Annotated in this window: 17 protein-coding genes and 1 tRNA gene; 14 read left to right on the top strand and 4 right to left on the bottom strand. The window is 50.0% G+C overall.

Annotated elements, in window-relative coordinates:
* Positions 1–2 precede the first annotated feature (2 nt).
* The 3 genes from IDAT_RS09125 to tgt all read left to right on the top strand — a co-directional run bounded on the left by IDAT_RS09125 (position 3) and on the right by tgt (position 3250).
* Positions 3–923 (top strand): hypothetical protein, encoded by a 921-nt coding sequence (locus IDAT_RS09125; protein ID WP_034733016.1) that lies wholly within the window; start codon positions 3–5, stop codon positions 921–923.
* Positions 924–1034: 111 nt separating this feature from the next.
* Positions 1035–2081, top strand: a complete 1047-nt coding sequence (gene queA, locus IDAT_RS09120; protein WP_034733015.1) for a tRNA preQ1(34) S-adenosylmethionine ribosyltransferase-isomerase QueA — start codon at positions 1035–1037, stop codon at positions 2079–2081.
* A gap of 53 nt (positions 2082–2134) precedes the next feature.
* Complete coding sequence (gene tgt / locus IDAT_RS09115; RefSeq protein WP_034733014.1) at positions 2135–3250, top strand: tRNA guanosine(34) transglycosylase Tgt; 1116 nt, start codon at positions 2135–2137, stop codon at positions 3248–3250.
* A 20-nt stretch (positions 3251–3270) separates the two neighbouring features.
* Here tgt and IDAT_RS09110 read toward each other — a convergent pair whose 3' ends face one another.
* Positions 3271–3921 (bottom strand): MarC family protein, encoded by a 651-nt coding sequence (locus IDAT_RS09110; RefSeq protein WP_034733012.1) that lies wholly within the window; start codon positions 3919–3921, stop codon positions 3271–3273.
* A gap of 395 nt (positions 3922–4316) precedes the next feature.
* On the opposite strand from IDAT_RS09110, the gene rpsU reads away from it, so the two are divergent.
* The 7 genes from rpsU to IDAT_RS09075 all read left to right on the top strand — a co-directional run bounded on the left by rpsU (position 4317) and on the right by IDAT_RS09075 (position 11754).
* The gene (gene rpsU / locus IDAT_RS09105; protein WP_034733010.1) at positions 4317–4532 is read left to right on the top strand and encodes a 30S ribosomal protein S21; all 216 of its coding nucleotides are present in this window, start codon (positions 4317–4319) and stop codon (positions 4530–4532) included.
* Positions 4533–4685: 153 nt separating this feature from the next.
* Positions 4686–6449, top strand: a complete 1764-nt coding sequence (dnaG, locus tag IDAT_RS09100) for a DNA primase (RefSeq protein WP_034733009.1) — start codon at positions 4686–4688, stop codon at positions 6447–6449.
* Between the two features lie 199 nt (positions 6450–6648).
* On the top strand, positions 6649–7035 hold the full coding sequence (locus tag IDAT_RS09095; protein ID WP_034733007.1) for a DUF3192 domain-containing protein: 387 nt from the start codon (positions 6649–6651) through the stop codon (positions 7033–7035).
* Positions 7036–7149: 114 nt separating this feature from the next.
* Complete coding sequence (rpoD, locus tag IDAT_RS09090; protein WP_034733006.1) at positions 7150–8988, top strand: RNA polymerase sigma factor RpoD; 1839 nt, start codon at positions 7150–7152, stop codon at positions 8986–8988.
* 169 nt (positions 8989–9157) lie between these two features.
* Positions 9158–9952: an amidohydrolase family protein gene (locus IDAT_RS09085; protein WP_051986678.1), complete on the top strand. Its 795-nt coding sequence runs from the start codon at positions 9158–9160 to the stop codon at positions 9950–9952.
* A gap of 92 nt (positions 9953–10044) precedes the next feature.
* Positions 10045–10120, top strand: a tRNA-Ile gene (locus tag IDAT_RS09080).
* Positions 10121–10206: 86 nt separating this feature from the next.
* Complete coding sequence (locus IDAT_RS09075; RefSeq protein ID WP_244441628.1) at positions 10207–11754, top strand: S10 family peptidase; 1548 nt, start codon at positions 10207–10209, stop codon at positions 11752–11754.
* A gap of 41 nt (positions 11755–11795) precedes the next feature.
* Here the strand turns inward: IDAT_RS09075 and IDAT_RS09070 are convergent, their stop codons facing one another.
* A complete protein-coding gene (locus tag IDAT_RS09070) occupies positions 11796–13994 on the bottom strand; it encodes an OsmC domain/YcaO domain-containing protein (protein ID WP_034733005.1) in 2199 nt (732 codons plus the stop codon).
* A gap of 135 nt (positions 13995–14129) precedes the next feature.
* Here IDAT_RS09070 and IDAT_RS09065 point away from each other — a divergent pair, with 135 nt between their 5' ends.
* A complete protein-coding gene (locus IDAT_RS09065) occupies positions 14130–15878 on the top strand; it encodes a sensor domain-containing diguanylate cyclase (RefSeq protein WP_051986677.1) in 1749 nt (582 codons plus the stop codon).
* Here the strand turns inward: IDAT_RS09065 and IDAT_RS09060 are convergent.
* Positions 15875–16426 (bottom strand): DUF3750 domain-containing protein, encoded by a 552-nt coding sequence (locus IDAT_RS09060; RefSeq protein ID WP_034733003.1) that lies wholly within the window; start codon positions 16424–16426, stop codon positions 15875–15877. The two genes, IDAT_RS09065 and IDAT_RS09060, sit on opposite strands and share 4 nt — an antisense overlap.
* Before the next feature lie 119 nt (positions 16427–16545).
* Here IDAT_RS09060 and IDAT_RS09055 point away from each other — a divergent pair, with 119 nt between their 5' ends.
* Complete coding sequence (locus tag IDAT_RS09055; protein ID WP_034733002.1) at positions 16546–18105, top strand: sensor histidine kinase; 1560 nt, start codon at positions 16546–16548, stop codon at positions 18103–18105.
* Positions 18105–18785: a response regulator transcription factor gene (locus IDAT_RS09050; protein ID WP_034733000.1), complete on the top strand. Its 681-nt coding sequence runs from the start codon at positions 18105–18107 to the stop codon at positions 18783–18785. The genes IDAT_RS09055 and IDAT_RS09050 overlap by 1 nt, the downstream gene beginning before the upstream one ends.
* Here the strand turns inward: IDAT_RS09050 and IDAT_RS09045 are convergent.
* Positions 18782–19624, bottom strand: a complete 843-nt coding sequence (locus tag IDAT_RS09045) for a delta-class carbonic anhydrase (protein ID WP_034732999.1) — start codon at positions 19622–19624, stop codon at positions 18782–18784. The two genes, IDAT_RS09050 and IDAT_RS09045, sit on opposite strands and share 4 nt — an antisense overlap.
* Positions 19625–19801: 177 nt before the next feature.
* On the opposite strand from IDAT_RS09045, the gene IDAT_RS09040 reads away from it, so the two are divergent.
* Positions 19802–21214, top strand: coding sequence for a YdgA family protein (locus IDAT_RS09040; RefSeq protein WP_034732998.1), 1413 nt, complete (start codon positions 19802–19804; stop codon positions 21212–21214).
* Positions 21215–21281 lie beyond the last annotated feature (67 nt).

The following is a 21281-nucleotide window of genomic DNA, read 5'->3' as shown; positions in this document are numbered from 1 at the left end:
TCATGCGTACATTAATGACTTTTACCGCCATTGCGGTAGCGCTAGCAGCAAGTACTGCGGCGCATGCCGACCAACAACAACGCGATGAGTTGCGTAAACAACTCGAAATTATGAATAGTATTTTTACCACTGCACTGGAGCAGGAAAGTAACGATGATCGTCGTCGTCACGGATTTCGTGAACGCTTGCACTTTGATTACCTAGCCGGTCAGGGCGTGGTGTATCGAAGCCATCTTGGCGGCCACCAGATGATTTTCTTGAGCTCTGATTTTCCAGCGCCACCGGCTCCGCCAATGGTCGACATTGAGGGCATCGATAGTGTGGAAATCGAACTGGCGATTGCCGACGGGCTCGCTGCAGCACAGAATGCGCTCGATGATATCGAGATTATTACCGAAGACGTAGAAGGCGATGGCAAGGGCAATATCCGCGTAATTCGCACAGTTACCGCCGATGTCCGCGAAAATGCCGGTGAAATGCGCGAACTGCGCCGTCGCATCCGTGATCTTGAGCTTGCGCAGCGCAGTGCCGAAGGGGATGAAGCCGAGGTGATTACCAAGGAATTACAGCAAGCCCGTGAAGAGCTCGAAATGACGCAAAAGGCACTCGCGGAGGCGCGTGCTGAAATTGCGACGGCACGACGCGAAATTGAGGAAAAATCAGAGCAACGCAAAGCCAAGCGTGCCGAGCAATTACAGCAGCGTTTGGCGCGTTTCGAGCAAACTATGGCCGCGACGCTCTGTGACTACGGCCGCACGCTACGCGCATTGCCAAAGGATGAGCATGTTAGCTTCGTGATTGAAGGGGCTGGCGATAGTGCGCAAGGTGGCAACGATAAGATTTATGTGTTCACCAAACAGCAACTCGAAAAATGCAGTGATGCCAGTGATCTGTTAAGCAAAGCCACGACGTATAGCTTTTAACTGATCATAATTGGTCGGTTGTCATCTCTGTTTAGCACGCCTTCTGGCGTGCTTTTTTTTGCCTCACAAAACAGGTAAAGTACGCGCTCAAAATAGCAGCGGTAAAGGCGTATGAACCTAAAAGACTTTTCTTTCGAACTTCCTGATGAGCTGATTGCGCGTTATCCGCAAGCGGATCGTAGTGCCAGTCGCATGTTACGCCTCGATGGCGCCACCGGTGCAGTCACTCATTCGCAGTTTAAAGCGATTGTTGATGAACTAAATGCTGGCGACTTACTGGTATTTAACGATACCCGAGTGATTCCCGCGCGCCTGTTGGGTGAAAAATTGTCAGGCGGTAAAGTTGAAGTACTGGTGGAGCGCTTGTTAGATGATCAGCGTGTGCTCGCCCATGTGCGCAGTAATCGCACGCCGAAAGCCGGTGCAAGATTTTTGCTAGAAGATGCGGTCGAAGTAGAAATGCTCGGTCGTCAAGATGCCCTATTTGAACTCAAGTTTTTGACTGAGGCACCTGTATTGGAAGTGCTAGAAAGTTATGGACACATGCCACTGCCGCCATACATTGACCGGCCCGATGAAGCCAGTGATCGCGAACGCTATCAAACGGTCTACAACAAAAAGCCAGGTGCTGTTGCCGCTCCCACGGCAGGTCTGCACTTTGATGACGCGATTCTGAGTGCATTAAAAGCTAAAGGTGTGCAGTTCGCGTACGTCACCTTGCACGTTGGCGCCGGCACCTTCCAACCGGTTCGTGTGGACAATATTGAAGAACACCACATGCACAGCGAGTATGCCGAAGTGCCGGAAGAAACTGTCGCTGCAATATTGGCAACGCAAGCCGCTGGTCATCGTGTTGTGGCCGTTGGCACCACTTCAGTCCGTTCTTTAGAATCGGCAGCACAAGCAGCGAAGCAAAAGGGCGAAGCTTTAGCACCGTTTTTTTCCGACACCGATATCTTTATTTATCCTGGGTACGAATTTCAGGTGATCGACGCCATGATCACTAATTTCCATTTGCCAGAGTCTACGCTCATTATGTTGATTTCGGCATTTGCCGGCCGAGAAAATGTACTCAATGCTTATCAGCAAGCAATTGACGAAGGCTACCGCTTTTTCAGCTACGGCGATGCGATGTTTGTGACCCGCCAACCGAGCTAAGGTATAATGGCGGTCTCGGACTGTTTTTCCGTGATGAACCGAACGGTGATGTAATGAAATTTGAATTATTGAATACCTGCGGCAAAGCACGCCGCGGGCGTATGATTTTTGATCGTGGTGTGGTTGAAACGCCAGCCTTTATGCCAGTGGGCACTGCCGGCACGGTAAAGGGCCTAACACCAGAAGAAGTGAAAGCGACCGGTGCGCATATTTGTCTTGGTAACACCTTCCATTTGATGCTGCGTCCGGGTACGCAAATCATTAAACAACATGGCGACTTGCATGACTTTATGAACTGGGACAAGCCAATTCTCACGGATTCCGGCGGTTTTCAGGTGTTCAGTCTTGGCGAGCTACGCAAGATAACTGAAGAAGGTGTCACTTTCCGGTCGCCGATTAATGGCGAAAAAATCTTGCTCACGCCAGAAAAATCAATGGAAGTGCAGCGTGATCTTGGTTCAGACATTGTCATGATCTTTGATGAATGTACGCCGTATCCAGCGACACAAGCCGAAGCGCGCAGCTCAATGGAGTTGTCGTTACGTTGGGCGGAACGCTCAAAGCAAGCGCACGGTGACAATCCGTCAGCCTTGTTCGGGATTATCCAAGGCGGGATGTATGAAGAATTGCGGACCATCTCATTAGAAGGTCTTGAGCAAATTGGTTTCGATGGTTATGCCATCGGCGGTTTGTCAGTGGGTGAACCGAAAGACGACATGATGCGCATCCTTGACCATATTGCCCCGCAAATGCCGGTCGATAAACCGCGTTATTTGATGGGGGTTGGTAAACCAGAAGACTTGGTAGAAGCGGTGCGTCGCGGTGTTGATATGTTCGACTGCGTGATGCCGACGCGTAACGCGCGCAACGGACACTTATTTATTAGTACCGGCGTGGTGAAAATTCGTAACGCGGTGCATCGTACCGACACCGGACCGCTGGACCCTGAATGTGATTGCTACACCTGTCAGAATTACTCACGCGCCTATTTACATCACTTGGATCGCTCCAATGAAATGCTGGGTGGGCGTTTGAATACCATCCATAACCTGCATTTTTATCAGAAAGTTATGCAAGACTTACGGGCAGCGATTGAGGCGGACCGTCTCGAGGAGCATGTGGCAGAGTTTTACGCTAAGCGTGGCCTTGAGGTTCCAGCACTGAAATAAAACGGCCCGTGCCATCCGTGCTAAGCAGCAGGGATGGCTCGGGCGATATCGATAATGTAAGGCTTGATGCCGGCGAAGAAGAACTCAACGGCGATCAGCATCACGATAAGCCCCATCAAACGCATCAGGATCTTACTGCCACTCCGGCCCAATTTAGCCAGCATTTGGCGGCCACTGGCTAACACCACCGCAGTTAATAAGCACACGACAAAAATGGCTACGAACAGACTCATAGTGGCCATAGTTGGAGTCGCCGTCGCTTTGCCTTCTTGAATCATCAAAATAACCATGGTGATGGCACCGGGACCGGCAATCATTGGAATGCCGATAGGTGTAACCGCAACGTCCGAGCCGAAATCGCCGTCGGTTTCGCCATCGACCCGTTTCGGCACTGTGCGGCCGCGCAACATTTCGAACCCCATGACAAAGAATAAGATACCACCGGCAACCCGCAGGCCATTGACCGAGATGCTGAAGAAGCTAAAAATTGCTTCGCCGAGCAGGGCAAATACACTGAGCGCAATAAACGCCGTCACTGATGCGCGCATCGCCACCCAACGCGCCGCTTTTGGAGTCATGGCTTCGGTCAGCGCAATATAAATCGGAATAGCGGCCACGGGATTAATCATGGTGAACAAAGAAGTGAGCTGGAAAACAAAAATATCGACCATGGAAGCCTCAAAAAACTTTGTGACAGAGTAAGTTAGCGAATATTGCACTAGTTTAGCAGAGAAATACTTTACTGCGACACGGTTTGGCGCATTATTATGCAATCATTCGTACACAAAAATAAAACATCAACTATCCTAATCTTTAGCTTTGCCAGACCTCTTCGAATCGGGAGCGGTGAGTCACCAACATAGTCCTCTAGCCGACCAGCCTGATACTATGTTTCACCGCTTCCACTCTCGATTAACACTTCTTGGTCGACTCAAATAAAAGTGATCGCAGGCTTTACATCAGGATCTGAACTAGCTACAATTCAGCACCATTTTTAATTGTATTGGTCAATTAATGGCCAGTGTTGATAACCCAACAACAGAATTTTCATTGAGGTGAGATTTTAATGCCAGTTGTTAAAGTAAAAGAAAACGAGCCGTTTGACGTTGCACTGCGCCGTTTCAAACGTTCTTGCGAAAAAGCAGGCGTTCTGTCTGAAGTACGTCGTCGTGAATTCTACGAGAAGCCAACTTCAGAGCGTAAGCGCAAGAAAGCAGCAGCTGTGAAACGTCACGCGAAAAAATTGTCGCGCGAGAATGCGCGCCGCACGCGTCTGTACTAAGCCTAAGTCTTAGTCAGCGAGAGGCTCAGCTTTTACGCTGCTAAAGAGGCCGGAATACGGAAACGTATTCCGGCTTTTTCATTTGTACTTTTACGGTTACAATCGCTGCACGCTAACCGAATCTCGCACTTAATCGGAACTTAATCTCACGCTATGGCTGGCCTTATTCCTAAAAGCTTTATCCATGATCTGCTGGATCGCGCCGACATTGTCGAAGTGGTCGACAGCCGGGTGCCACTGAAAAAAGCTGGGCGGAATTATCAAGCATGTTGTCCCTTCCACAATGAGAAGTCCCCAAGCTTTACCGTTGCCCCCGACAAGCAGTTTTATCACTGCTTTGGTTGTGGTGAGCACGGTAACGCGATTGATTTTTTGATGCAGTATGATGGCCTCGAATTTCCCGACGCGATTGAAGAGCTAGCCTCGATGTTGGGGCTGGAGGTACCGCGTGAAACCACGGCTAATCCGCAAGCCGAGGCTCGCAAACGCCAGCAAGCAGCGGATGACTATCAGCAAATGGAGCATGCCGCGAAGTTTTTCGCCCATCAATTGCGCCATCACAGCAACTCCGACAAGGTGGTCAGCTACCTAAAAGGCCGTGGTCTCAGCGGCGAAGTCGTGAAAGCTTTTCAAATTGGCTATGCCCCCGATGGTTGGGATGATCTGCTGAAAGCCTTGGGTAAAGATCAAGGATCACGCCAGCAACTGGTCGATCTGAAATTATGCAATCGCAATGATTCAGGCCGTTATTATGACTTTTTCCGCGATCGGGTGATGTTCCCTATTCGTGATCGACGCGGTCGCGTCGTGGGTTTTGGTGGGCGCATTCTGGAAGGCGATGGACCCAAGTATCTTAACTCTCCGGAAACACGAATTTTTCACAAGGGACGGGAGCTTTACGGCTTTTACGAGGCGAAACAAGCACATCGGCAGCTTGAGCAGGTGGTGATTGTTGAAGGCTATATGGACGTTGTTGCGCTGGCACAGCACGGTATCGACTTTGCCGTCGCATCACTTGGCACCGCAACGACTACCGAACAATTGCAAATGCTGTTTCGTACGACGCAAAAAGTGGTGTGTTGTTACGACGGCGACCGAGCTGGCCGTGACGCTGCCTGGCGGGCGCTGGAAAATGCGCTGCCGTTGCTGACTGACGGCCTCGAGCTTAGCTTTCTATTCTTACCCGATGGCGAAGATCCTGATACCTTGGTGCGTAAAGAAGGCCCTGAAGCGTTCAAGCAGCGCTTGTCAGAGGCGCAGAGCTTTACCCATTACTTTTTCGCACACCTTACCGAGAGTCTCGATTTAAGCAAAGATAGTGGTCGCGCCAAATTACTCAAAGAAGCCAAACCGCTCATTGAGAAGTTAGCGAGCGATTACTATCGTGATGCCTTGCTCGAGCAACTCGCGCGTCTGCTGCGACGTGAAGTATCCCAGATCGCAGATCAAGTGCAGCGTCCGCAAGCTGTGCGCAACCAGCGTGAGCCGGTGAAAATCACGCCGATTCGCCGCGCAATCGGACTGCTGATTCAATACCCGCAACTCGGTAAAGAAGTGCCACCCCATGAAGAGCTCAAAGGACTGAATTTACCAGGCATGGAGTTACTGTTAGAGCTGCATCGGCAGACCCATGAACAGAATCTCACCTCGGCGCAATTACTCGAACTGTGGCGCGGGCGACCGGAAGAAAAGCCCTTACGACAATTAGCGACTTGGGACCATCATCTCGATCAAGACCATATCGTACAAGAATTTTGCGATATCTTTTTGTTCTTCATCGACCAGTTCATCGAACAGCGTGCTAACGAACTACTCGCCAAAGAACGTGAAGCACCGCTTAGTAAGGCCGAGAAGCAAGAGTATATGCTATTAATGCAATATCGCGCGGGTCAACGTAAAACCGACGCGAAAAGTTAGCCAATTTGGCTAATCTGCTTGATTCAACTTTGCAGCAAGTTATTACACGAAAGTCATAAAGTATTGATTTTAAAGTTTAAAATAATAACTTACAAAGTTGGCATCAACTTTGCTTCTTATTCATCGTGAATCCTTTCATAATTTCATTTAGCAACATTTACGCAAAAAAGTAATCAAGTATAAGAACAGGAGAAGAACGATGACCTTAGGTAAATTAAGCGCTGGCGCAATAGTTTTAGCTGCATGTTTAAGCTTGCAAGGCTGTATTATTGTGGCCGATGGCGACGGCGACTATGACTATTCGAGTAGTGATTATCGCAAGCAAGAAGAGCAAAATCGTCAGTGGATTGCTGCGTTAGACGATAATGCCACTACAACTCATGTCCGTGAAAAAATGGGCACGCCAAACTTTGCCGACCGCGTTACCGTAGATGGCGTTCGTTATGACGTATTTTACTATCGTACCCACCGCGTAGAAGCCGATGGTGATACGACCAAAGATGAATGTACTCCAGTTGTCTTTAAAGACGGCGTTTTAATGGGCTCTGGCGAGATTGCACTACAGCAGGTCCCACAAGTTTACTGATTAATTTCTGGCTCAAAACTGCATATTCTGCTACAATTTCCGGTCTTGAATTCGATTCCCCAATTTAAGACCGGTTATTGTTTATCCATTTGAAATCACAGGTGGTAGATCTGTATGCAGCAGAGTCGTCAATCACAACTCAGAATTCTTATTGCCAAAGGAAAAGAGCAGGGTTACCTGACTTTTTCTGAAGTCAACGACCATTTACCTTCTGAGATTGTAGATTCCGATCAAATCGAAGATATCATTGCCATGATCAATGACATGGGCATCAAAGTGTTCGAAAACGCACCTGATGCCGATGAATTGATGATGAGCGAAGACACAGCTGACGAGGATGCAGCGGAAGCAGCAGCGGCGGCACTCGCAAGCGTTGACGGTGAAATTGGCCGTACCACTGACCCGGTGCGTATGTATATGCGTGAAATGGGTACGGTAGAGCTACTCACCCGTGAAGGCGAAATCGACATCGCGAAGCGCATTGAAGAGGGTATTAACCAAGTTCAATGTTCTGTCGCTGAATATCCTGAAGCTATCGCGTTCCTATTAGATCAATGGGATCAATGCGAAGCCGAAGAGATGCGTCTGACGGACATCATTTCTGGTTTTATCGATCCGAACGAAGTTGACGAAGCACCTGTTGCGGCAACGCACGTTGGTTCTGAACTGCCGCAAGAAGAGCTCGATGACGAAGACGACGATGACGATGACGACGATGACGACGATGACAGCTCAGATAACGGCATCGATCCAGAATTCGCGCGCCAGAAATTTGGTGAGTTGCGCGACCAGTATGAGAAAACTCGTGCTGCGATCAGTAAGTATGGTCGTGACGGTGCCAAAGCGCGCACCGAAATTGAGGCTTTAAGCGATTTATTCAAACAGTTCCGTCTGGTACCTAAGCAGTTCGACCGCTTGGTAAAAGACATGCGTGACATGATGCATCGTGTGCGTGTGCAAGAGCGTTTGATTATGAAAATGAGCGTTGAACAGGCAAACATGCCGAAGCGTGCTTTCATGAAAGCCTTTGCCGGTAACGAAAATAGCACTGCATGGTTGGATGCCGCTATCGATAGCGGCGATGCTTATGCAGATGCACTGGCCGCGTTGCGTGGTGAAATCGAGCGTTGTATCTCCAAGCTTGCTGAAGTTGAGCAAGAGACCGGCTTAACTATTGCTAAAGTAAAAGATATCAACCGTCGCATGTCGATTGGTGAAGCCAAAGCTCGCCGTGCGAAAAAAGAGATGGTGGAAGCCAACTTACGTTTGGTTATCTCGATTGCGAAAAAATACACCAACCGTGGCTTACAGTTCTTGGACTTGATCCAAGAAGGTAACATCGGTTTGATGAAGGCGGTCGACAAATTCGAATACCGTCGTGGTTATAAGTTCTCAACTTATGCAACTTGGTGGATTCGCCAAGCGATCACTCGTTCAATCGCTGACCAAGCACGGACGATTCGTATTCCGGTACACATGATTGAAACCATCAACAAGCTTAACCGTATTTCACGGCAGATGCTGCAAGAGATGGGCCGTGAGCCGACGCCAGAAGAGCTGGCAGAGCGCATGGTGATGCCGGAAGATAAGATCCGTAAGGTGCTGAAAATTGCCAAAGAACCGATTTCGATGGAAACACCGATCGGTGACGATGAAGATTCGCATCTTGGTGACTTTATCGAGGATACCACCCTCGATTTGCCAGTCGACTCGGCAACCTCAGAAAGCTTACGCAATGCGGTACGCGAAGTACTCGGTGGTTTGACCCAGCGTGAAGCGAAAGTACTGCGCATGCGTTTTGGTATCGACATGAATACGGATCATACCTTAGAAGAGGTAGGCAAGCAGTTTGACGTTACGCGCGAGCGGATCCGTCAGATCGAAGCCAAAGCCTTACGCAAATTGCGTCATCCAAGTCGCTCGGAGCAACTGAAGTCGTTCCTCGACGAATAAACAGGGTTACCGCTCGACACCGGGCCCGGTAAGTTGTCACGAAAGCCCCGCACAGCAATGCTTGCGGGGCTTTTTTATAATTCACCTGTGGTGACTATAAATGTCGCTGATGTGAAATAAGCCGCCAAATTTGTTAAGGTGGTCTTAATTTCGCTGAAAAGGATACTTTATGACTCATTCGGTTGAGAAAACGTCAGAAAAGTTACAACCTCGTCGGATTATCGATGCGCATTTGCACATCTATAACGATGCGTTCCCGTTGATCGAAAACCAAGGCTTTTTACCGCCACCGTTTTCGGTCGAGGATTATCAGCATCGTACTCGTGATTTACCCATCGTGGGTGGCGTGGTGGTGTCTGGCTCTTCTCAAGGGTTCGACCAAAAATACCTCAAGCCTGCGTTGGAACAACTAGGTGACCAGTTTGTGGCGATCACAAACTTACCGAGCACGGTGTCCGACGAACGCATCTTGTCGTTGCGCGACATGGGCGTACGTGGCATCCGCGTTAACTTAAAGCGTGGTGTCGTGAGCGGCTTGGATAACCTGGTTGATTTTGGTACACGTATTTGGGACTTGGCTGGTTGGCACCTCGAAATGTATGTCGATAGCCGCGAACTTGATGAGATCGTGCCGAAGCTGGTGAAGCTACCGAAAGCGTCAGTCGACCATCTGGGCATGGCACGCTCTGGCTTGTCGCAAGTACGCAAACTCGCTGAAGCGGGCGTGCATATCAAAGCCAGCGGTTTCGGTCGCACCGAAGTCAATGTCAGCGAAGCCGTCAAAGCGTTATACCAAACCAATCCTGACTGCTTGATGTTTGGCACCGACTTGCCTTCAAATCGCGCTGAGCGTCCGTTCAATGTCACCGACATCGACACCGTCTGCGAAGCACTCGATGACGCCGACGCCATCGACAAAGTGTTTGCGCGCAACGCCGCCAAGTTCTACAACATTAAACTGTAATTTCTACCCTTCGGGGTCATGACAAGCGGGCCGAAATTTCATATACTTGCGCCCGCTTCGTTAATCCCATGGGATTAACGCCTACCTTGTATGGCCCCTTAGCTCAGTGGTTAGAGCAGCCGACTCATAATCGGTTGGTCCCCAGTTCAAATCTGGGAGGGGCCACCAATATCGCCTCCGCGTAGTTTTGTTTTTCCAATTTGTGGTAACCTGTCCAGATTGACCTTGCAAGAAAACCCAAAGGAACAACGACCGTGAAATCATGCAATTTCTCATTGGCAATGGTGGCGCTTGCAGCGTTGCTGAGTCTGCCGATTAGCGTGTTAGCGCAAGCTGAAGCAAACGAACCACAAGCAACTGCTGAGCAGCCAGTACCGGCGCCGACGCGCTTTCGTAGTGAGCACAAAGGTACCTTTAACGGTGAGCGTTTAACTTACACCGTTGATGCGGGTGAAACTTATATTCGCAATGGTGAAGGTGAGCCAACGGCGGCGATTTTCTCATTTGATTATGTGGTCGAGAGTGATAACAATCGTCCGGTGACTTTCGTCTGGAATGGTGGTCCGGGTTCGTCTTCAACCTGGTTGCATATGGGCGGTTATGGTCCGAAGCGTATCGTGGTGCCAAGTGATGCCGAGCATCCTGGCGTTGCGCCCTACACGTTAAAAGATGCACCAGAAACCATTCTCGATACCACCGATATGGTGTTTGTGGATCCTGTGGGTACGGGATTCTCACGTGCCATTGGCAAAGGCAAGAAAGAAGACTTTTGGGGGCTGACCGAAGACGCCCATTCGATGGCGGCATTTATTGCCGAGTGGCTGACCGCCAACAATCGTTGGAATTCGCCGGTGATCCTCTTGGGTGAGAGCTTTGGTACCACGCGTGCAGCGGCGGTGGCGAAGGTCTTGCTCGATGATTATGTGATTAACGTCAATGGCATAGTGTTTGTCTCGCAAGCGCTGGATTATCAAGGCTCAACGCCTTATGTCGACGACAATATTATCTCGTACATTACCTACGTACCGACCATGGCGGCAACGGCGTGGTATCACGGTAAGGTCGATAACTCAGGTGATTTTGAAGCTTTTATTCAAGACAGCCGCGACTTCGCAACCAATGAGCTATTACCAGCCTTGTTCCAAGGCAATTTGTTGAGTGCTGAAAAACGTGCTGAACTTGTCAGTCAACTGCAAGGTTTCACTGGTCTGAGCAAGGAATATATTGAGCGCGTTGACCTACGTATCAATGCGTTCCGTTTTGCCAAGGAGCTGCGCCGTGATGAAGGCATCGCGGTAGGCCTGCTGGATAGTCGTTACACCCTTGATGAGCGTGATGATGTCGCAGCGCGGCCTGCAGGTGATGCAGCGCGGGTGATTTCGCCAGCTTACAAAGCGGCGCTAATGCATTACATGCGTAACGATTTAGGCATCGACTGGAATCGTGCTTATTTGAACCCTGCTGATCCAGAGTTATCGGGCAAATGGCGTTGGAGTCCGTTACCAGAGGGGCGTTCGTGGGAGCCGCATTACGTGAATACGGCGCCAGATTTGGCTGACGTACTGCGCAGTAATCCGGTGTTGAAAGTGATGGTGGGTTCAGGTTATTACGACTTGGTCACGCCATTCTTTGATGCCGAATACACCCTGAATCGTCATGGCATCGCGCAAGAAGACATCGTGTATCACTATTACCATGGGGGGCATATGATGTATGTGCATGAGCCGGCACGCATTGCCTTGCTCAAAGACACCCGTGCGTTTATTCGAGCACAAACCGCACCGACACGCTCTGACCGTTAGCATTAGTAACGCTCACCGAGCAGAAGTGATTCTGCTCGGTGTTAGCCTTTGGCAATTCGAGCGCGTGCCGCGTGCAATTTACGGTAGCTTTCGAGTAGACGTTGATGGCGGTCGAGGCCGGTTAAATTCATATCTGTGGGCGTTAAACCAGCAAAGCGTACCGTCCCTTGCACCGAGCCAAGCACCGCGTCCATGGTGTCTTCACCGTACATGCGACGTAAATTAAGCTCAAAGTCAGCCAGCTCCAGCTCATCGTCTAACTCAATCTCTAGCGCCGCCTGCATCGCACGATAAAACAACTGCCGCGCCACGGTGTTGTCATTGTATTGCAAGAACATCTCAACGCAGTCGAGTGCGTCTTCGTGGCGTCCGAGTGCGAGATAGATCAGTAGTTTCAATTCCAGAATCGTAAGCTGACCCCACACGGTATTTTCATCAAACTCAACGCCGATCAAGGTGATGATATCGATGTAATTATCGAGTTGGCTATCTTCTAAGCGTTCGACTAGATCAGTGAGCGCAGCCTCATCAAGGCGGTGAAGGTTGAGAATGTCTTCGCGGTAGGCGAGTGCTTTATTAGTGTTGTCCCAAATCAGGTCTTCAATTGGGTAAACCTCGGAATAATCCGGCACTAACATGCGCACCACCGGTGCGCCGAGGTCGGTGTGTACCATTTGATACACCTCTTTACCCATGTCAGCCAAAATGGCAAATAAGGTTTCGGCTTCTTGTTGGTTGCTGTCGTGGTGATCGCCACTGAAATCCCAATCGACAAAGTCATAGTCGTGCTTGGCACTGAAAAAGCGCCAAGAGATGACCCCAGATGAATCGATAAAATGCTCGACAAAGTTGTTGGGTTCGCTGACTTCCATGCTATTGAACGTTGGTGGCGGTAGATCATTCAAACCTTCAAAACTGCGTCCTTGTAGCAGCTCAGTGAGGCCGCGTTCGATGGCAACGGCCATGCTTGGGTGCGCGCCAAACGAGGCGAAGACACCGCCGGTGCGGGGGTTCATTAAGGTCACGCAAGCAACAGGGAACTGACCACCTAACGAGGCGTCTTTGACTAACACCGGGTAGCCCTGCGCTTCGAGTGCTTGCACGCCTTCGACCAAGTGTGGATAACGGGCAAGAACGGCGGCAGGCACGTCAGGCAGCACAATTTCTTGCTCAATAATTTGCTTTTTCACGGCGCGTTCGAAAATCTCTGATAAGCACTGGACTTGGGCTTCGGCAAGGGTGTTACCGGCGCTCATACCATTACTCAAATACAGGTTTTCGATCAAATTCGATGGAAAGTATACCGTCTCGCCATCGCTGTGGCGCACAAAGGGTAAAGCGCAGATGCCGCGCTCAACATTACCTGAATTGGTATCGACCAGATGCGAGCCCTGTAATTCGCCGTCAGGATTATAAATAGCTAAGGTGTAGTCATCGAGCAATCCATCTGGCAGGGCATCGTCATCACACAAGGCAAACCATTTTTCATTGGGATAATGCACGAAATCTGCAGCAGCTAGCTCGGCACCGAAAAACTGGTCGTTATAAAAGAAGTTACAGCTCAAGCGCTCGATAAATTCACCCAAGGCTGAGGCTAGCGCTGCTTCTTTGCTAGCGCCTTTGCCGTTGGTGAAACACATCGGTGAGGCAGCATCACGAATATGCAGCGACCACACATGCGGGACGATATTACGCCACGAGGCTATTTCGATTTTCATGCCCAATGATTCAAGCATCGCGGTCATGTTGGCGATGGTATCTTCGAGCGGCAAATCTTTCCCTTCGATATAGGTCTTCTCACCATCCGCTGGCGCACCAAGTAACAATGCTTGGGCGTCTTCATCGAGGCTTTCGACGACTTCAATTTGAAATTCAGGACCGGTTTGGACGACCTTTTTGACCGTACAACGGTCAATGGAGCGCAGAATACCTTGGCGGTCTTTTTCGGAAATATCGTCGGGCAACTCAACTTGGATCTTAAAGATCTGGTTGTAGCGATTCTCCGGATCAACAATGTTGTTTTGTGCTAAGCGAATGTTTTCAGTCGGAATATTCCGCGACACACAATAGACTTTGACAAAGTAGGCTGCGCACATCGCCGATGAGGCAAGAAAATAGTCGAACGGGCTAGGTGCTGAACCATCGCCTTTATAACGAATCGGTTGATCCGTAATCACGGTGAAGTCATCGAATTTCGCTTCGAGCCGAAGATTGTCGAGAAAGTTAACTTTGATTTCCATAACGCTGCGCTGCTTAAGTGTTGATGGGCGCATTATCCCACATTTTAACCAGTCGCGTCTGCGTGGATTAATTTGTGTTTATGTATTACGCTTGTCAGACAATAATAATTAATCAAACCGCAAAGACTTTTCTACATGACTCAACTGCTTCGCCAGCTTAGCTGGTTCGTGATCGGCTGTGCAAGCTTATGGATGTTGGCGTATAGTGCCTCAGCGCAGGCGGATGTGCCGGTAAGCACTCTCACGTCAGCACCCATCAAACTGGAAAACTTTCCGCTTGAGTATACCATTGCGCCGCGCGCAGATATGTCGCTGAGTGAGGTCAAGTCGCTCACGTTTACACCCTACCAGAGCAGGCTCGCGCTCGGTACCGAAGCTAAATCGGTGTGGGTGCGCTTTGCGTTACACAACAATAGTGATCAGAGTCGTCGTGTCTTCATTCATTTTCCCGAGGCGTATCACAATCGTGCTGTGAGTTTTTACGAGCTCAATGACGGTGCCTTGGTCAATCGTGTTGCAATCGAGCTGAACGACATCGACCAACATCCTAACATGGTGCGTGAGCAGGCGGTTTACGACACCGAATTGGCGGCTGGCACAACGGCAACCTTTTATGTGCATAGCTGGTCCTACTCGCATCAATGGTTTGCCATCAATGTCTATGACGAGAACAACTCGCGCGATGCGCTCGCTGGGACGATGCTGGATATTGCGTTAATGGTTGGCATCCTGCTGGCGCTGATTATTTTTAACTTTCTGCTGTACTTCTCATCGCGCTCAATTGATAACGTTTACTATGCGTTATATTTGATCTCTGGCGCGGTTTGGATTGCGCTCTCCTATGGTTTACTTGGGAATTTGTTTGGCTTGTTTGGCGATGTCGCTTTGCAATTTCACTTGGCATTAATGGGAATGGGGGCCTTCCTGGTGTTATTCATGACCGCCATTTTTGACAGCAAAAGAAGCTTTCCCACCGAGCATAAAGTGCTACTTGTGCTACTCGCTATTCTGGTAGCTGACTTTATCTACGGCATCTTTGATATCGTTGCCGCGCTAAGTTATGCCAGCACTATTGCCGCTATTATGATCGTCATTACGCTTTCCGTTGGGGTGTCCATTTGGCGTAAAGGCCACCCACTCGCGATTTATTTTCTTTTCGGCCATAGTTTCTTTTTCATTTTTAACGCACTCGCCGTGCTGTACTACAAATCGATACTCGACTTTAGCTACATCACCAAGCATGGCGTGGGTATCGGCATTATGCTCGAAGCCCTAATGTTGGCGTTTATCGTGGCCTACCGCATCAAGATGCTGGAGCAAGTCAAGGCGAGCCAAGAGCAATTGCGTATCGAGGCACAAACCGACCCACTGACCGGCTTGTACAATCGCCGCTACTTTTACCGTCGTGCTAACGAACTGCTGGAAAAAGCCAAAAACCAAGATATTCCGATGGCGATGTTAGCGATTGACCTTGATGATTTCAAGCAGGTAAATGATACCTATGGGCATCAGCTCGGTGACAAGGTATTGGTCGAAATTGCACAACTACTGCGAGACTCCTGCCGTTCGCAAGACGTCGTTGCTCGCTTCGGTGGCGAGGAGTTTGTGGTATTACTTTACCGGACTTCGGTCACCAGTGCCGAGGCGATCGCCGAGACCATTCGTCAGCAAGTGCATGCGATCAAGGTTGCAGCGAACGCCACTGAAAATCTGAGCGTAACTGTGAGTATTGGGGTGACCGACGTCGACTTAAATGTTTCGTCAATTGAGCTTGCGTTGCACGATGCCGACACTGCGCTTTACCAAGCCAAAGGTGCTGGACGCGACCGGGTCTGCGTTTTTGATGATCTCGCCGACATCAGTTTGGCACGCGACCCTATTTAATTAGCGAGTGCCGGGTCATTGTCGGCGTAGCCGCTACCGATCGCACTGAACGGCAACTCTAATCCTAGCTCAGGAAACTGTAGAGCAATCCACGCCGGAAAGGTGTTGCTGTTCGGCCCGGGGACTGCTTGATACTCGTGGGCCCACGGATAGCGTTGACTGGCCTCGGCGATTTGTGGAATCAGACGAGCAGCCTCTGCACCTTGTACCGATAGTAGTTTCTCCGGCTTCGCCCCATACCAATAGCGGTCAGGTGTTTTGGTCTGGTAGATACGAAGTGCTGGCTGACCGCTGTTTACTCGCCAACCAACGACTTCGTATACGGTGTAGGTATCCGCATTCTCTGGTTTCACCGCAAGCCACGTGTGCACAGCGAACCAACCGCGCCAGCCAAATGCATCCGCGGCATAGGCCTCAATCACTGCCGCTCGCTCAACCGCCGGATCGACTGCAAGCCCCGCAGGATCTCTCGAAGCATTGCGCCAATCACTACTTGAACACGCACCTAATGAAGCTATGAGAAGAATGATAAAAACAACACGCCACATTTGAATTCTCCTGTTTACCAGCATCAGTATCGTTTTGACTTACGAAAAAGATCAACTGGTAAATGTGAACCTTTCCGGCAAAATAGAGCGTAATCACGCAAAAACAGCGGAGTTCTCAAGTGTATCGAACCAAGCTCTATTTATTTGGCGCCATTGTGGTCGTCGTGGTCTTGATGGCGTTGGCGATGGCCGCCATTTCTGCCACCCTGACTAAAGCCAATTTACGCCAAAGTTTTATTGCGCAAAGCTTGTTGGTGGAGCATCAGCAGTTGTCGAGCATTTCTTATCGGCTATTTAAGCAACTGACTGACGAGTTAATTTTCGGCGAGAATGCTAATCAGGCGGAGGTGCGCAATAAACAGGATTTGATCAATCAATCGCTGGCACGAATACGGACATTAGAGCAAGAACAACGCGAATCACTTGGCGAATCAGCGACCGAGGGCAGTATTGAAGATACCGACGCACTAGAGGCTCTGTTGTTCAGTATTGTCGAAGAGTTTCGCACCATTGCACGAACCGAAAGTGAAACTCCGTTGGCGCAGCGAGCGCGTTTGCAAATCCTTCTCGAGGCCACTATTGATAACCAGTTTCGTGAAGCTATTAACACCGCCACTGAACGGCAAAGTCGTGTGGTATCGGCGCTGAACTCAAGTATTGAAACGCTGAACTCAGCGCTTATTTGGTCCAGTGTAGCCTTCGCCGCTGTGTTTTTGCCTTTTGTCATTTGGGGCTGTGCGTGGCTATTTCGCCAACTCTACCAACCGCTAGAGCATATCAAACAAGCCGCAGACACCTTGGTTGCTGGGCGCTACGACATTCGCGTGGCAACTGATTTAGACCGCGAATTCAAGGCGGTGATGACAACTTTCAATTTACTTGGCGAGCGCTTGGCGGAACATGAACAGCTTGCCGCCGAGTCCCAGCAGCGCTTGGCACGAGAAGTCGAACAGCGCACTCAGGAATTGGTCGCGGCAAACCATCAATTACGGGCGTTGGATAATCAACGTCGCCAATTTTTAGCGGATGTCAGCCATGAGTTACGCACACCATTGACGATTATTCGCGGCGAGGCACAGGTGTTACTGCGACAGTCAGAGGTCAATACTGAGACCTATCGTGAGGCTTTGCAATCGATGCTACAGCAGGCGTTGCAGTTAAGCCAGCTGGTCGATGATCTGTTACTGTTGGCGCGCACCGACAGCGGGGCAATGCTGCTCGAACGTGAACCGCAACAGCTTAAATCTTGGTTGCGTAAGCAACTCGAACATTGGCAACGGATTGAGCCCGAACGCGACTGGCAGATTGCGCTGGAGCTCGGTGATCAGCTGTTACATTTTGACGCCGAGCGAATGAGTCAAGCGCTGGGTATTCTGTTAGATAACGCGATTAAGTATTCGCCCAGTGGGAGTCCGTTGCAGATAGCAGCACAGGTGAGCGATGCGCACCTGAGCATTGCCGTGAGCGATCAGGGTGAGGGTATCGCGCCGCATGATACGCAGCGAATTTTCGAGCGTTTTGTTCGCATCCGGCGCTCGAGCAAAGGAACTGGCTTAGGTCTGGCGATTGCTAAAACCATTGTTGAAGCGCATGGTGGTGAAATCACCGTCGTTTCAAAATTAGGTCAAGGGAGTACCTTTACCATACTCTTACCTGCAATGAAGGAGGTGGACGCTTAATGTTGGTATTGTTAGCAGATGATGAACGCCCGGTGCTGAGTTTTCTCGAGCGTGGACTGCGCGCGGAAGGTTTCAATTGCGCGACGACCGCAGCGTTACATGAGGTGGTACCCTTGGCTCAGCAACTGCAACCCGATGTGATTGTGCTCGATCGGATGTTTGCCGACGAGGACAGTACGGCGTTACTGGCATTACTTAAACAGCGAGCGCCAAACAGTGCGGTGCTGTTGTTGTCCGCCTTGAGTGAAGTGGAAGAGCGGGTCAAAGGTTTGCGCTTGGGGGCGGATGATTATCTTGCCAAGCCGTTTGATTTTGAAGAGCTGCTGGCGCGGATTGAAGTCCTTGCGCGACGTGCGCAGGCCCAACCGCAAGCGGATGATGCCCAACAATGGTGTGATGTGACCCTAGATAAAAGCCAGCGCCAAGCGCGCGTCAACGACATGCCGCTGCGCTTGACCAAACTTGAGTTTGAATTGTTGAGTTATCTGCTGAGTGTGGCGGGCAAGGTGGTAAGTCGTGAGCAGATCTTGTCGCGGGTATGGAACACCCACAAAGATCCGCTCACCAACATTGTCGATGTTTACATTAGTCGCCTCCGCAGTAAGCTCACTGCCGCGCAAAGTCAGGTACAAATTGTGACTTTGCGCGGCAGTGGATACCGCTTGTGCGCTGTTGATTAATCGATATCAGAAATCAGTTCTGGATGGGTGACAAGGTTACGTACACCGTGTGCCGCAGTCTCGTTAAAGACGTTACCTTCACACCACTTGCCGACGCTGTGGATATCCACGTAGGCGACCTGTGAGCGCACGCTCCAGCTGACTTTTAATGGCGAGCCCTTCTCGTTGTAGGCAGGGCCTGTGGTTGAGCCAGCGTACTGAATCGGGTCACCAGTGTCGGTTGGAATGTTCAGCGGTTGCACATAGCCATCGACGGTAGCGAATGCTGCCAACTCGTTAAAATCAAGCGCATCACTGTCGTTGACTAGCACATAGACTTGCCCTTCAACCCGCAATTGCGGATTCATGGTGCTTTCACTTAGGCAAGCGCCCAAAGTTGGTCCCGGATTTACCTGCGCACTGGTGAAGACATAGTGAGCCTCGATGGTATCACCAGCTTGCAGACTGCCACCTGGACCCGCGCAAATGTTGTGTTCGACCGCGGTTAAGTGTTCGTCACTCAGCTCGCCGTTATAGACATAACCGGTGTTGAAGCCAGTGCCATCGCCGTAGCCTGCAAAAGTGGTGAACTCGCCACCTTTATGCTCCGCATTTTTGTGAAAATGGATGTTACATAAGTTCATTTCGTCATGATCTGGCGCTGCACTGAAGGCGCGAGAATTCGCACCGTCAAGTTGCTCGAGATCGCGCGGTGACTGTGGGCCAAATCCTTTGCCGGTGGTTTGTTCAAGCAGTTTGGCATTGGCTGCGGCCAGTGCTTCGGCGTCTTTCGCAGCGGCATTTGCCGCAGCGAGAACAGTTAAACTCAGGGTAATCATACTCAGTGAAAATGTTTTCATAATCGAACTCCACTCGTTGATGGTGTCGGCATAGCTTACGAATGGCAGCTGAATAGTTCTTGTGCAGAGGATGAACAGAACATTAAAAAAAGCGAAATCGTTACACTTTAGTCCTCGAATAATAAAGCTCGATACGCTAGCATAACCTTTTTACAACAAGCTACGGAACGAAACAAAATGAGCAAAAAAGGAATCGCCATTGGCGCAGTAGTGGTTATCGGTGGACTGTTTGCCAGCCCCTACTTTATTGGCTCGCAAGCCGAATCGAATGTGCGTGAATACGTGCAGCTGTTTGATCAAGAGCAACCGGGCTACAGCGCTGAAGTTGTCAGTTTTGAGCGTGGTTGGTTTAGTTCAAATGCAGTCATCCGCGTGGGTCTCGACCTGGCGACGCTACTTGCTGATCCGACGGCAGAGTCAGTAGCGACAGACATTGACTTATCGATTCAGCATGGTCCTGTGCTTACCGATAATGGTTTCAGCGCTGGGCTTGCCGCTTGGCAGGCAAAGGTTTCCGGTGCTGGGTTAGAGGCTTACGTTGAGTGGGATCAGCAACAGCCACTCTATTTGCAGCAAGGCACTGTTTCATTAGGTGGTACCGCCACGTATCAAGATTATATCCCGCGTTTGGCGAGTACCGAAGCAATCCCTGAGTTAAACTTTGCACTGAGCGAATACCGCGGTGACGGTAGTTACCAATCGGAGACGCTCGCGTATCAGGGAAATTACGAACAATTGACCATGAATATTGCCGATGCCTATGCGGTCGAACTCAATGCGATGGTCATTGAAGCTGTCGGTAACGCCGATTTACGGACCATGATTGCCGGCGATTTTTATCCATTGGATATGACCTTTACCATTGGTCAAACACAAGTTTCGGCGGCTGAAGAATCACTCTTTACCATGAGCCAGCTGACCAGTGATATTGCCTTGCAAGTTAGTGAAGACGGTAGCTTGGCGCACGTCCACATGGGCTACGGCGCGGAGCAAGTGGTCGCCGGTGGCATTGAAGTAACGGCGATACGTTCGCACACCGAAATCAATAATATCAGTAAGCCATTTATCGATGCTTACCTCGACGTGATTAAAGACACTGTGGGTGAGGAAGATCCTGAAGTTCTGGTGCAGGCGATGACGAATTTGGTTGAAACCCACAAAGAAGCATTGCTCATGGCGCAGCCGGAATTTGCTATCAGTGATATGGGCTTCACGATGGAGCAAGGCACCATGAATGCATCGATGCGCATGGGGCTGGCTGAACTTGAACAAGTTCCTGCGCAGTTAAATGAGCAATTTGTCATGGAAAATATGCAAGCAACGGCGCATATGGATATTGCTAAACCACTTGCCGTGTGGCTGGCGAAAACCTATGTCATCACCATGCTTGAAGCCAATGGACAAGCTGCGCAGATGGATGCTGAGCAGCTCGAACAAATGGCCACCCAACAGGCAGCAATGATGCTCAACTCATTCGCCACCCAAGGTTTATTGAAGAGTGAAGGTGATGCCTACGTACTTGACGTTGAACTGGCGAAAGGCTTGTTGAACTTGAATGGACAAAGCATGCCGCTCGGACAAATGATGTAACATCATTTACAAATGGTTACCACGCTATCCTGTTGAGATATTGACCCATATGTTAAATTCTTGCGTA

Origin of the sequence: Pseudidiomarina atlantica (assembly GCF_000753735.1) — a bacterium.
GTDB lineage: Bacteria > Pseudomonadota > Gammaproteobacteria > Enterobacterales > Alteromonadaceae > Pseudidiomarina > Pseudidiomarina atlantica.
This window is presented reverse-complemented; position numbering and strand designations above follow the sequence as displayed.